Annotated in this window: 11 protein-coding genes; 5 read left to right on the plus strand and 6 right to left on the minus strand. The window is 66.1% G+C overall.

The window, feature by feature from the left end; translation table 11 throughout:
- The 3 genes from radA to SY1_RS02340 all read left to right on the plus strand — a co-directional run.
- The coding region (radA, locus tag SY1_RS02330; RefSeq protein ID WP_208872612.1) for a DNA repair protein RadA at nt 1–1,169 on the plus strand (1,169 nt) is incomplete at its 5' end.
- A gap of 91 nt (nt 1,170–1,260) precedes the next feature.
- A complete protein-coding gene (locus tag SY1_RS02335) occupies nt 1,261–2,598 on the plus strand; it encodes an NfeD family protein (RefSeq protein WP_279369739.1) in 1,338 nt (445 codons plus the stop codon).
- Nucleotide 2,599: 1 nt separating this feature from the next.
- Nucleotides 2,600–3,598 carry an NAD(P)H-dependent glycerol-3-phosphate dehydrogenase gene (locus tag SY1_RS02340; protein WP_015556048.1) on the plus strand — a complete coding sequence of 333 codons (999 nt, stop codon included), beginning with the start codon at nt 2,600–2,602 and terminating at the stop codon, nt 3,596–3,598.
- 79 nt (nt 3,599–3,677) lie between these two features.
- Here the strand turns inward: SY1_RS02340 and SY1_RS02345 are convergent, their stop codons facing one another.
- The 5 genes from SY1_RS02345 to SY1_RS02365 all read right to left on the minus strand — a co-directional run bounded on the left by SY1_RS02345 (nt 3,678) and on the right by SY1_RS02365 (nt 9,722).
- Complete coding sequence (locus SY1_RS02345) at nt 3,678–4,631, minus strand: putative metalloprotease CJM1_0395 family protein (protein WP_015556049.1); 954 nt, start codon at nt 4,629–4,631, stop codon at nt 3,678–3,680.
- 155 nt (nt 4,632–4,786) lie between these two features.
- On the minus strand, nt 4,787–6,706 hold the full coding sequence (locus tag SY1_RS02350) for an ankyrin repeat domain-containing protein (RefSeq protein ID WP_015556050.1): 1,920 nt from the start codon (nt 6,704–6,706) through the stop codon (nt 4,787–4,789).
- A 124-nt stretch (nt 6,707–6,830) separates the two neighbouring features.
- On the minus strand, nt 6,831–8,378 hold the full coding sequence (locus SY1_RS02355; protein ID WP_015556051.1) for an alanine/glycine:cation symporter family protein: 1,548 nt from the start codon (nt 8,376–8,378) through the stop codon (nt 6,831–6,833).
- A 327-nt stretch (nt 8,379–8,705) separates the two neighbouring features.
- Entirely contained in the window at nt 8,706–9,083 is a 378-nt protein-coding gene (locus SY1_RS02360) for a 4'-phosphopantetheinyl transferase superfamily protein (protein ID WP_208872614.1), read from the minus strand.
- Between the two features lie 9 nt (nt 9,084–9,092).
- On the minus strand, nt 9,093–9,722 hold the full coding sequence (locus SY1_RS02365; protein ID WP_015556052.1) for a cyclodeaminase/cyclohydrolase family protein: 630 nt from the start codon (nt 9,720–9,722) through the stop codon (nt 9,093–9,095).
- A gap of 234 nt (nt 9,723–9,956) precedes the next feature.
- Here SY1_RS02365 and SY1_RS02370 point away from each other — a divergent pair, with 234 nt between their 5' ends.
- On the plus strand, nt 9,957–10,895 hold the full coding sequence (locus tag SY1_RS02370) for a chemotaxis protein CheV (RefSeq protein WP_015556053.1): 939 nt from the start codon (nt 9,957–9,959) through the stop codon (nt 10,893–10,895).
- Nucleotides 10,896–10,901: 6 nt separating this feature from the next.
- On the opposite strand, the gene SY1_RS02375 is transcribed toward SY1_RS02370, so the two are convergent.
- The gene (locus SY1_RS02375) at nt 10,902–11,396 is read right to left on the minus strand and encodes a hypothetical protein (protein WP_208872615.1); all 495 of its coding nucleotides are present in this window, start codon (nt 11,394–11,396) and stop codon (nt 10,902–10,904) included.
- Nucleotides 11,397–11,728: 332 nt separating this feature from the next.
- Here SY1_RS02375 and SY1_RS02380 point away from each other — a divergent pair, with 332 nt between their 5' ends.
- A complete protein-coding gene (locus tag SY1_RS02380) occupies nt 11,729–12,919 on the plus strand; it encodes a MalY/PatB family protein (RefSeq protein ID WP_015556054.1) in 1,191 nt (396 codons plus the stop codon).
- Nucleotides 12,920–13,106: the final 187 nt, after the last annotated feature.

The following is a 13,106-nucleotide window of genomic DNA, read 5'->3' on the forward strand; positions in this document are numbered from 1 at the left end:
GGCCTCCGGCGCGGCTCTCCACGGGCATCGGCGAGCTGGACCGCGTGCTGGGCGGCGGACTGACGCCGGGCGGGGTGGTCCTCATCGGAGGGCAGCCCGGCATCGGCAAGTCCACGCTCCTGCTCCAGGCGGCGGGGCGCGTGGCCGCGTCCGGCCGGAAGGTGCTCTACGTGTCGGGGGAGGAGTCGGAGGCTCAGGTGGCCCTGCGTGCCGCGCGCATTGGGGCGCTGTCGGAGCACCTGATGCTCTCCTGCGGGACGGACCTGGAGGGAGCTCTGGCGAACCTGGAGGACGCGGCCTTCTTCGTGCTGGACAGCGTGCAGGCCATGCGGTCCGGGGAGGAGGGGACCTGGCCCGGTACCCCGACGCAGGTGAGGGCCGTAGCCCAGGGGGTTCTGGACGCCGCGCGGGAGCGAAACGTCCCCGCCGTCATGATCGGGCACATCACGAAGGAGGGGCGGCTGGCCGGCCCGATGCTGCTGGAGCACATGGTGGACGCGGTGCTGGACTTCTCCGGGGAGGGCTATTCCTCCTATCGAATGCTCCGTGCGGTGAAGAACCGCTACGGCAGCACGGAGGAGCTGGGCGTCTTCGAGATGCGGGAGGACGGCCTCGTGCCGGTGGAGGACAAGAGCGGGCTCTACTGGAACCGCTCGGACTCCGCGGTGCCCGGCGTGGCCATGACGGTCGCGCTGGAGGGGACGACGCCCCTTGCGGCGGAGATCCAGACGCTGGCCACCCCCACGGTGTTCCCCTACCCAAGGCGCACGGCCCGTGGCGTGGAGCTGAACCGTCTCCAACTGCTGGCGGCGGTGGTGGAGCGGCGGTGCGGCATCGCCGCCAGCGCCCACGACCTGTACCTCAACGTGGCGGGAGGCCTTTCCATCCAGGACCCCTCCGCGGACCTGCCCGCCTGCGCGGCCCTGGCCAGCGCCCTGAGGAACACGCCCCTCCCCGGCGGCTCCTGCTGGCTGGGGGAGGTGGGCCTGGCCGGGGAGGTGCGCCCGGTGTCCCGCATCGGCATGAGGCTTCGGGAGGCGGCGCGCCTGGGCTTCACCTCGGCCGTGGTCAGCTCCAGAGAACGGATCGACCGGGACGAGGGCCTTGAGCTCCTCCGCGTCGCGCACCTGGACGAGGCGTTGGCCGCGCTGATCCTTAAGGAGCGCTGATTGCATCGGGTTGCCTGAAACGGGTTCGTCGGCGCTTTCTTGAACTGTTGATTTTGGATTTCTCCAAGGGAGGTCGTTGCACGTGGTGAAGATGCGCGCAGTCAAGGTGGCGGTTCGGTCCTGCGCTCTGGCCTTGCTCCTCGTCGTCCTGGCTCTGTCCGTGGCCTGGGGCTCGGAGGGCGGCGGGGGCGTTCTGGTGGCGCCCCTCACCGGCACGGTGGGGGTGCAGATGGAGGAGTTCGTCCAGCAGGCCGTTCGTCGGGCGGCTCAGGAGGGGCGGGACGTGCTGGTGTTTCAGCTGGACACGCCGGGGGGACTGGTGGAGTCCATGCGCGGCATCGTGCAGTCCATCCTGGCCTCCCCCGTGCCGGTGGTGGTGTGGGTGCCCGGAGGCGGACGCGCCGCCTCGGCGGGCGCCTTCATCGTGCAGGCGGCCCACGTGGCGGCCATGGCTCCGGGGACCAACATCGGGGCGGCACACCCCGTCTCCGCGGGCGGCGAGGACCTGGGGGAGAACGACATGAGCAGGAAGGTCCTGAACGACCTCCGCGCCCAGATTCGGTCCGTGGCCCAGCTGCGCGGGCGGAACCAGGTGGACGCTCAGCTGATGGTCGACGAGAGCCTGTCGTTGACGGCACAGGAGGCGCTCGAGCGGCGCGTCGTGGACCTCATCGCCTCGGACGTCCCGTCGCTTTTGGCGGCCCTCGACGGCCGCCGCGTGAAGCTGGACTCCGCGCGGACCGTCACGATTCGCCTTCGGCCGGGGGCGCCGACGGAGCGGATGGAGATGACCCTGCAGGAGCGGCTGATCCAGTTCGTGTCCAGTCCGGAGGTGGCCTACATGCTGCTGTCCGGCGGCCTGCTGGCCATCTTCTTCGAGGTCATGACCCCCGGTGGCTTCGTCCTGGGGACGACGGGCGCCCTGATGTTGCTTCTGGGGAGCATCGGGCTCAAAATGCTGCCCTTCAGCTGGGCCGGCGTGCTCCTGCTTGGGGCGGGGATCGCGGTGATGGTGGGGGACCTCCTGGTGGGAGGCATGGGCATCCTGAGCGTCCTGGGGCTGGCGGTCTTCTGCCTGGGCGGGATATTCCTGTTCCAGGCGCCGGGAGGAGAGCTCCTGCGCTTCTCGCTCTCGGCCGTGGCGGGAGCGGCGGTGACCCTGGGGGGCTGTTTTGTGCTCTTTGCCGTGCTGGTCTTTCGAGGGATGCGTCGGCGCGTAACCACCGGGGAGCGGGGGATGATCGGCCTCGAAGCGGTGGCCGTGACGAAGATCACCCCGGAGGGGGGCAGGGTGCGCTGCCACGGGGAGCTGTGGCGCGCGCGGACGGAGGGCGGCGCGATGCCGGCGGGGTCGTCGAGCGTCGTCGCGGCCATGGAGGGGATCACCCTGGTGGTCCGGCCCGGGACGCCCGCCGAGGAGGAGCACTGACATGCGGTTTGCGGTCCTTGGGGCGGGGAGCTTCGGCACGGCCGTGGCCAACAGCCTGGCCCGGCGGGGGCTGGAGACGGTGCTGTGGTGTCGGGACCCGGAACAGGCCCAGGTCATCGCTTCAGTCCACAGGAACCCCAGGCACCTGAAGGGGTACGGCCTGGCCCCCTCCCTCGAAGCGACGCCGGACATGGCTGCGGCGCTGGCGACGGCCAGCCACGTGATCACGGCCATTCCCACCCAGAGCCTGCGGGACGTCCTGGAGCGGGTTCGGGGCCTGCCCGTCGAGGGGAAACGCTTCCTGTCGCTCTCCAAGGGGATCGAGATCACGACGGGGCTCCTGCCGCACCGCATCTTTGCGGAGGTCCTTCCGGGCGCCTCCCTTGCCGCGATGTCCGGCCCAAGCCACGCGGAGGAGGTGGTGCGCGACCTGCCCACCGCGGTCATCGCGGCCTCGGAGGACCTGGAGGTCGCGATGGACTGGCAGGCGCGGATGAATAGCCCGCACTTCCGCGTCTACACGAGCGGCGACGTGTTGGGCGTCGAGATGGGGGCGGCGGTGAAGAACGTCATCGCCATCGCGGTGGGGGTGGCCTGCGCCCTGGAACTGGGCGACAACGCCAGGGCTGCGCTGGCGACGCGGGGCCTTGCTGAGATCATGCGGCTGGGCGTCGCCATGGGAGCCAACCCCCTCACCCTGGCCGGCCTCGCCGGCGTCGGGGACCTGATGGCCACCTGCTACAGCGCGCACTCGCGGAACTTCCGCTTCGGCCTGGCCGTCGGCCGGGGCAAGACGCCGGCCCTCGCCGCGGAGGAGGTCGGAGAGGTGGTGGAGGGGGCGCACACGGTGCGCGCTCTCACCGCCTACGCCCGGCGCGCCGGCATCGAGCTGCCCATCGCGGAGGGGGTCTTTGCCTTCCTCTACGAGGGCGCGTCCCTCCACGAGGTCATCGAGGGGCTGCTCTTTCGGGAGCCTAAGCCGGAGAACCGGCCGACTTAGGGGCGGAGAGGAACGCGCAGGGCCCGCCGCGGGGTTTCCCAAACCCCGCGGCGGGCCCTGTTCCGTCAGGGAACGACCTCTATGCGGCGGCGCGCTGGCCCATGACGTCCGCTGCGCGGACGGAGGCGACGACGGCTGCGGCTCCCGCCTTCGAGGGGTCCGGTTCCGCCGCTTCCGGCGGGGGCACCGGCGTCCCGCGGGCCACCGTCTCGGCCTTGGAGGGGGCCTCCTCCTGCGTCGCGTCGGTCCTCCGGGCCGCCTTTCGTGCGCCCTCTGAGGCGATCTCGCTGCGCGCCTGTGCGGCCATGGCCGCCGCCCGGGCCGCCACCTGGCGGTCCTGCCCCGATGGGTCCGCCGGGGCCAGCGCCGCGCGCTGCACCTGCTGCATGTTGCGGAGCGTCTCCTCCGGCGTTGCCCCCTGCTGGATCTGGATGGGGACCTCCCCACCGGTGATGTACCGCTTTCCGTCCGGCCCTGCGGTGTAGGTGTAGCTGACGCCCCCGCCCAGGGCACCGGCAGCGACCATGTGCGCCGCCTCGTGGGCGATGACCTCCCGCTCGATCTGCTTCAGCTCCTGGACCTGGGCGTCCTTCTGGCGTTCCTCCGCGCTCTTTGCGTCCGTTCGGGGTTGGGCTTCCGGGGCTTCGGCCGTTTCGTCGGCCTCCGCCGCGCCCGCCTCCTGGGGCACCCCAGGTTGGATCTCCTGCGTTGCAAGCCCGTTCCCTGCCCGGTTCAGGTCCGCCTCCTGCCCCTTCATGGTCACGGAGGCCCCCGTGATGTAACGCCGCCCGTCTGCGCCCACGGTGTAGTGGTAGACCGTGTAGACCTCGGCGTTTCCGCCCGCTGCCGCTTTCAGCGCTCGCTCCTGGTCCAGGACGCTGCGCTCCTGAAGCGCCAGGGAACCCTCCCCCGCTGCAGACGAGCGCACCGCCCCCTGCGCCCCAAGCCACCTGTCGTCTCGAAGCTTGTCCGACGACGGCTCACGGATGACAGGCTCAAGATAGCCCGACGAGAGCATGGACGTGACGTTCATGGAATAGTTCCCTCCTTGCCTTCTCCCTTCAGTGAATTAACGCGAATGTACCTTATCCTTATTATAACATGCGGCGTCCGGTCCGTGCTGAAAAAGGGCGGGCCGCCCCGAAGGGCAACCCGCCTTGAGGTTCAGGCAGCGTGGGGGGGATGGGGTTACTGCGTCTTTTTGCGAAGTTTCTGCAGGGCTGGAGCTCCATCGAGGTTTGGGTTCGTTGAGGCGAGGTCCAGGGCCGTCAGACCCGCCGCGTTCCTCGCGCCCGCGTCGGCGCCGGCGTCCAGCAGCACGAGCAGGACGTCGGGGTTTGAGGTGTACTGGGCTGCAAGGATCAGGGGGGTGTTGTCGTCCCCGTCCCTGGCTTCGATGTCCGCGCCCGCGTCCAACAGCATCTTCAGGACGTTCGTGCTTGCACCTTGTAGGACGGCAAAGGCCAACGGCGTTTGCCCATCCGAGTTCTCCGCTGCGACGTCTGCGCCGGAATTGAGCAACAGCCGGACTACGTCGGGATTTGCCTCTTTTAGCGCAAACATGAGCACAGTCCAGCCGGTGTGCCTGTTCTTTGCGTTGACGTTCGCTCCAGCGTCCAGCAGCGCCTTGACCACGTCCAGAGGCCCTCCGTCCGCAGCGGCCGTGAGGGCTGTTCGCCCGTCCCGCCGTTCCGCGTTGACGTTTGCGCCCAGAGCCAGCAGAGCCTTGATCGTGTCTGCGTTCGGTGACTCCTTTACGGCTACCCTCAGGAGGAGCTCCCCGTCCTCGAACATCATATCGGGAGAGAGGCGCTCCCGCTGAAGCACCTCCTTCAGCCTTGCGGCCGAACCGGACCTGAAGGCATCGCTTAACTCCGCACGCTGTGCCTGCGTGATCCGAGGCGTCATGTCCAGGTTGACGGGCATAGCAACCATGCAGACGGAGTCTCCTCCGGCGTAAAAGTCGTCCAGCGATTGGGAACGCCCTTCGTAAAGCCCTACGGACCGCGCTCTCTCTTGCAGCGCCTGACGCACCCCCTCGGACTCTCCCGAGAGGTCGCAGACGACCATGAGGCGTTGCGATCCATCGCTCGCGTCCCAAAGCGAAATGGAGTAACGCTCGCCGTATCGCTCCGGATTGTCGAGGTAGGCCTTTAGCTGGGCAATGCCGTCCTGTCCGTTGACGAGTTCCATCACCTTCCTTTCCCGTCCGTTTTCCGCATGGTCCGCATAAAACAGGAAGGTGGCAGCCTTGAGGGAACGTAGGGATGAAACTAGATTGGTTGCGTTTCGCCTATCGCGGGACTTTTCGTCGACGGACTCCGCCTCGGCGGGCGAAAACGTGTCCTGATCGCCAAGCGAGAGCAAGTTTGAGAAGAGCTCGTCCAGCAGAAGGGGGGCGGGGCGCAGTGAAACGAAGACGTCCTCCTGCTGTTCCAGCACTTGAATGGGAAGCGCCCTGCCGTTGCTCAGTTGGGCCAGGGCCTCGTAGTTCCCCTTGAAGAGCCGTTTGGTCAACTTGACTTTGAGACACTGGACGTCCATGGAGAACCTCTCCCGGATGATCCCGGAAACGGTGCGGGAGGCTGTGGCCTCCACCTCCGCGCGGCGTATCTCTGCACTTACGAAGATGCCTGTCGAGGCGATCATGGCCGCAAAGGAGAGCAGGGCTGGAAGGGTGTGAGGACGTTGAAGGGCCTTGCCCCTCCTGTAGAGGTAAATGGGCGGAAAGAAGAAGGCCCAGGCGATGGAGGGGGCCGGGTAGCCCTTTGCCGTCAGGACGTCCGAGTCCATCTTTGCGCAGAGGAGCCTCAGAGCACAGTCCGCCAGAAAGGCCAGGTATTGAGGGACTTCATAGCCCGTGCTGTTGATGAAGAATCCGTTTTGGAAGACGTAGAGGCCAAGGTAGAGGGCGATAGCGCACTCCAGCCCCACCATACACCACGCCATGAAGTCGGAGATGGGGCTGGGAGCCCTCCGGTGGGGCTTCGTCTCTTCCGTCGGGTTCGAGGCTGGGTCGGAGCTCTGCCCCCGACGGGTCCTTGCGCCACACTGCTCGCAGAAAGCCGCCTCGTCGCCGATTTGAGCGCCGCACTTTGTGCAAAACATTGTCGATCACTCCTTTCCCTTCGGCCATTTTACCATGGTCACACACGCTTTTTGAGTGAAAGGAAAAAGGGAGGGCCGCCCTGAAGGGCAGCCCTCCCTGAGGTTCGACAGCGTGGCGCTGAGGTCAGTTCTTCGCGTCGCCGGGGGTGGGGAGGTCGGCCTTGATGCGCTCGGCGTCGTAGGGAATCCCCCGGTTGTACTCGTCCAGCAGGCGGACGACCTTGCCGCTCAGCAGGAGGATGGCGATGAGGTTCGGGACGACCATGATGCCGTTGAAGAAGTCCGAGAGCTCCCACACCAGGTCGATCTTCAGCACGCTTCCGATGAAGATGAAGAGCATGACCAGGACCTGATAGGGCAGGAGTCCCTTCGTCCCGAAGAGGTAGCGGATGTTGGTCTCGCCGAAGTAGTACCAGCCGATGACCGTGGAGAAGGCGAAGAAGAGGAGGCAGATGGCGATGAAGGGGCCGCCGAACGCGCCGAGGAAGTGGTTCTCGAACGCGGCCTGCACGACGGAGATGCCCTTCATGATGGGTTCGCCGTCCTTGAAGAAGCCCTCCTCGAGGAGGCCGGCGGACATGACGCTGAACACCGTGATGTTCAGGACGACGAAGGTGTCGATGAACACGGCGATGATGCCGAGGACGCCCTGCTCGACGGGGTGGTTCACCTTGGCCACCGCGTGAGCGTGGGGTGTGGAGCCCATGCCGGCCTCGTTGGAGAAGAGGCCGCGGGCGATGCCGTAGCGGGCCGCCTTGGCCACCGCGACGCCCACGGCGCCGCCCCAGACCGCCTTGGCCTGGAAGGCGCAGGTGAAGATATCCTTGAACACCCGCGGGATCAGGTGGGCATTCATGGCGATGAGCGCCAGGCCGACGACGATGTAGAGGATGGCCATGAGGGGAACGAGCTTCTCCATGACGGCGGCGATGCGCTTCACTCCGCCGATGAAGATGACGCCCGCGACGATGGCGAGGACTGCGCCCGTCACCCTGACGTCCACGTTGAAGGCGCCGTGGAAGGCGTCGCTGATGGAGTTGGCCTGAACCATGTTGCCCATGAAGCCCAGGGCCAGGATGATGGCGACCGCGAAGAAGGCCGCCAGGAACCTGGCGAAGACGCCGCCGCCGAGGCCGCGGGAGATGTAGAAGGCCGGTCCGCCCACCACCTGTCCGGACTCGTCCTTATCCTTGTAGAGTTGCGCCAGGCAGGCTTCGGCGAAGTTCGTGGCCATGCCGAAGAACGCGGCGATCCACATCCAGAAGATCGCGCCGGGGCCGCCCGTGATCAGCGCCGTCATGGCGCCCACGAGGTTGCCCGTGCCCACCTGTGCGGCGATGGCCGTGGCCAGCGCCTGGAACGAGCTCATTCCGGACTTGCCGGCAGCCTCCCCGAAGATCGAGAAGTCCCCGAAGAGCTTGCGGCACGCCGTGCCGAACTTCGTGACCTGAACGAACCCCAGACGGAGGGAAAAGAAGAGCCCCGTGCCGCAGAGCAGGGGGATCAGGAACTGCGGCCCCCACAGGAAGCCGTTCGCGTCTTTGACCCAATCCAGAAGCTGTGTGAAGAACGGGGAGGACAGGATGCTGTCCAACACTCCGCCCGCAGCTTCCGCCTGCGCGGCCACGTCGGCGGATACCGCCGCTGCCGCCGCAAAAGTGCCCAATACCATGATACATGCCCCTTCCTTGTGTTATGACTTGGCGAGCCTGACGGCCCGCTTCCGACCCAACTTGAAGCGTTGATATGAGAGATCAACGGTATTATGCGCTTCAATCATCATAGACTTACGTATTTAGTATACATGCTTGAGAAGAAAAAATACAGAGGAGTTGCGTGAAATGGGGAATAATATATTTCAATTACTTCGGTTCAATAAAGGACGGATGGGGCCTTGGGGAGGGATGGCGCGGCGTTGCTAACAAAGAGCGCTCCCTTTGGCGCGCCGTTGAGGCGGACCGAAGGGAGCGTCGGTGGGGCGGGCATCTCTTGCGGGAGGTTACGGGGCAACCTCGACGACGGCCACCGCTGCGGCGCAGTCCCCGTCGTGGGTGAGGGACACCAGGACGCGCCCCGGTCGTCCGCGGAAGAGGGCGCGTTCCACGTCCGGCGAGAGGCGCACGCGCGGTGTGCCCCCCTCATGCAGCAGTGCGAAGCCGCCCCCCAGGGTCACGGTCGCAAGGGGCACGCCGGAAGCCTTACAGAAGGCCTCCCGCGCGGCGAAGGCGGCGGCGAGGCTGGCGGCCCGTCCGCGGCCCCTGCCCTCCGCGTAGGCGATCTCCTCCGGCCGAAAGACGCGCTCCAGAAAGTGGCGCGAGCGGATGGCGCGCTCCATGCGGCTGATGCAGCACAGGTCGATGCCAATGCCCAGGATCAAGGGCGCCCCTCAGGCCAGCATGGCGCGAACGCCTTCGCGGACCTCCTTCAGGAGTTTCTCGCCCTCGTCGGAGGCCAGGTCCATCCACTTGCGCTTGTCGTTCACGTAGTTCTGGTCCTTGATGGCGGCGAGGTTGATGGCCACGTTCTCCAGGGCCCCGATCAGGCCCGCGTAGGCCTGCAGGGCGCTGACGGCCAGGTCGCTCGCCGCGTTTTTGTTGCTCTTGTGCAGCAGGTCCCTGGACAGGCGCATGACGGCGAGGCAGTTGTCCGCGGTCTCCTCGGGGGAGAGGATGGCCACCTTGTAGGCGCTCTGGATGGCCTCGCTGCGGGCGGCCTTCTCCGCGTCCGTGCCCTTGGGCATACCGTAGGCCGCGATGACGCCGTCGAAGGCGTTGGTGTCCTTCTGGACGCCCTCCAGGAGCGCTGCGGCCAACTCGTCCGACTCCTTGAGCGTGTTCACGACGAGGGTCTCGAACTCGGCGTACTTCTCCCGGCCCTTCGTCAGGTTGCAGACCATGGAGACCAGGGCCGCCCCCAGGGCGCCCGACAGCGCCGCCGCGCTCCCGCCGCCCGGAGCGGGGGCGTCCGAGCCGAGTTTTGCCGTGAAGTCCTTAAGCGAAAGATCCGTGAGTTTCATGTCGATGCTCCTCCTTTAACCTTGAGCTGAACAAACCGAAAGCGGAACAGGTCCCCCTGTCCCTTCACCGGGGACAATGAAGCTTGATGTCAGGATTATACCCTGAAAATCCCCCTCGCGCGCCTTTTGGCTTGGATTTTGCTATAATTTACAAAAAGCATGTCCTTTTTTCGCCTGCGGGGCGGCGCGCCGCCCCGCCCTTTTAGCGGATGCGCAGAAACGGAGGAGCGGCAGATGGAAGATCGGGCACAGGCTCAGGCGGACGTCAGGGAGGTCTCTCTGAAGACGGGAAAGAAGTGGGAGGTCGTGGTCTTCGACCTTGGAGGGGAAGCCTACGCCATCAACGTGAACAAGACGCGGGAGATCTTGCGCTGGCAGGGGTGTCGTCCCGTCCCCACCACGACGGAGGCCTTCGTGGGCATCACGACGGTGCGGGAGACGATCCTTCCCCTCATCGACCTCCGGGTCTTCCTGGGCATCCGTTCCCCCATCCCCATGGAGCGGACGAAGGTGATGATTGTGGAGTTCAACGACCTGCGCCTGGGTTTTCTGGTGGACTCCGTGGAGCGCATCCGTCAGGTCAGTGCCGACGACCTGGACTCCTCCAAGATGAGCGGCATCTCGGACAAGTGGGTGCTCTACGTCATCAAGAACGACGCCCGCAACATCCTGCTCCTGGACTACGAGGCCATCATCCAGGACACGGCGCCGGCGGTGGCCCGGCACATGTTCGACAAGAACCGCATCAGTGCCTACTTCAATCAAGTGGGGAACGTGGAGGACTTTCACATCCTGGTGGCGGACGACTCGCCCCTGCTGCGCCAGCAGATCTGCGACGTCCTGGAGCAGTCGGGCTTCAGCAGCGTCTACCCCGTCAAGGACGGCGCGGAGGCCCACGATCTCCTGATCGGGAAACACGAGAACTTCGACCTCCTGATCTCCGACATCGAGATGCCCGTGATGGACGGCCTGACGCTGGTGTCGGACCTGCGGGCGGACCCCTGCACGGCGGAGGTCCCCGTCATCCTCTTCTCGTCCATCATGGTGAAGGACCTGCTGGAGAGGGCGGACAAGCTCAAGATCGTGCACGTCCTGAAGCCGGACATCTACAAACTCGTCGAGGGCGTCATGAAGATCTACCAGGAGAAGAAGGAGCGGGAAGGGAAAAGCTGAGGAAGGTTACTTTTTCCTCCTCCCTATCGTCTCGGGCGGGATTTCGATCTTGAGCTGAACGCCGCCTCCACCCGGGCGGAGCCTGGCCGAGCTGGGGTCCGCCACGCCGTGCAGCGCCGACCGGGACGCGGCGAGCGTCGCCTCGTCCATGGAGTGCACCGCCCGCAGGGCCCCCCTGTACACGTCCCCCATCCACCCGCCTTCGTCGTTGCGGGAAACCTTCTTTTGCGGCTTCAGGCTTTCCGTCAGAGCCTCGGCCGACAGGCTGCTGTCCCCCGGCAGCAGGGAGTCCCCGCTCGAGCTCCGCGCCCTGACGCGATAAGCCGAGAGGTCAGGGCCCGCCTCTCGCGTCTTTTTGGCGTTCGCGGCTGCCCCACTGGGTGCCCCCACGGCCCTGGGGGAGGGGCTTGTTGGGATGGGCACGGTCGTGGGCGGGACGTCCGCGCGGCGGCCGGGCCGCCCTGCGGGCAGACGGACAACTTCGTCCCCGCGCGGCGCCACTTGGGCGGCGGATTGGGTGGGAGGGGGGACCGCAGTCCCTTGACGCCAGGGAGCGGAGGAAAGAGCCGGCGCGTCCCGGTGCGGTGCGCTTTGCAGCAGAAGGCACACGGTCGCGCCGGCCGCCAGGGAAGCCAGGCCCCCCGCGACGAAAAGAGCTTTGCTCAGCCGCCTGCGCCGTCCTTTTTTCCGCACGATCTCGACACCCTTTCGGAGGATTTTTTCAAGGACATAGGATATCATAACCTGAGTGAAGGTTTAAGAACTTATTTTAAGGAGCGATTGAGGAGCGTTTCCGGCTTCCGAGAGCGTTTTCGAGAGGAGAGCTTTTTTGAATGGCTTATGATTTTGACAAGGTGATCGACCGGCGCGGCACGAGCTGTTCCAAGTGGGACGCGGACCCCAACAAGACGATTCCGGGGGTGGAGTACCCGGTGGACCGTGACGTCCTGCCGGTGTGGGTGGCGGACATGGACTTCGAGGTGGCCCCCGAAATCACGGAGGCTTTGGCGGAGCGGGTGAGGCACGGGATATTCGGCTACACGAAGGTGCCGGATGCCTGCTATGACGCCATCATCGGCTGGCAGGAGCGGCGTCACGGCTGGCGCATCAAGCGGGAGTGGATCACCTTCACCCCCGGTGCGGTCAGCGCGGCGCACATGGCCATGCAGGCGTACTGTCAGGTGGGCGACACCGCCATCATTCAGCCGCCGGTCTACTATCCCTTCTACCGCACGGTGCACAACAACGGCGGCCTCCTGTCCTGCAGCTGCCTGCGCCGTTCGGGCAGCCGCTACGAGATGGACTTCGACGACTTCGAGCGGCGGGCGGCGGAGGACCGTACCACGGTCTTCATCCTGTGCAGCCCCCACAACCCCATAGGGCGGGTGTGGCGCGAGGAGGAGCTGGAGCGCGTCGGCGAAATCTGCATGAGGCACGGCGTCCGCGTCTTTGCGGACGAGCTGCACTGCGACATCGTCATGCCGGGCTACCGGCACATCCCCTTCGCCGGCCTGAACCCGGAGTTCGCCGCCCACTCGATCACCGTCATCTCCCCCAGCAAGACCTTCAACCTGGCCGGCCTGCAGGCGACGGCGGCCATCATCCCGGACCCGGAGATGCGCCGGCGGTTTGAGAACGTCAAGGCCCGCAACAGCCTGTCCGATCCCAACCTCTTCGCCATCACGGCGATGGAGGTGGCCTACAGCCGCGGGGATAAGTGGCTGGACGAGGTCCTGGCCTACATCAAGGGGAACTATGACTTCCTGGTGGAGTACATGGGGAAGAAGCTGCCGAAGGTGAAGGTGATGCCCCTCGAGGGGACGTACCTCGCCTGGATGGACTTCAGCGCCATGGAGAGCGACGAGAGGGCGCTGCAGAAGCGGATGCTGACGCGGGGCAAGGTCTGGCTGGACGAGGGCTGGATCTTCGGCGAGGGGGGCGCGGGCTTTGAGCGCATCGTCCTCGCCTGCCCAAGGAGCACCCTCAGGGAGGCCGTGGACCGCATGGCGCGGGCCTTCGAGTAGAGGAAGGACGCTGCCTGGCGGTCCGTGGGGCCGTGGATACGGCGGCGAAGATATAAAGCGGGGCTCCTTGGGGCCCCGCTATTTTATCCTTCATCGTTTCGCTTGCAACGCCCTCACGCATAATACCAATTCGCGTTTAATATGGATTGCCTCCCCTGAAAGGGGAGGTGCCGCCAAGGGCGGCGGA

Origin of the sequence: Fretibacterium fastidiosum (assembly GCF_000210715.1) — a bacterium.
GTDB classification, from domain to species: domain Bacteria; phylum Synergistota; class Synergistia; order Synergistales; family Aminobacteriaceae; genus Fretibacterium; species Fretibacterium fastidiosum.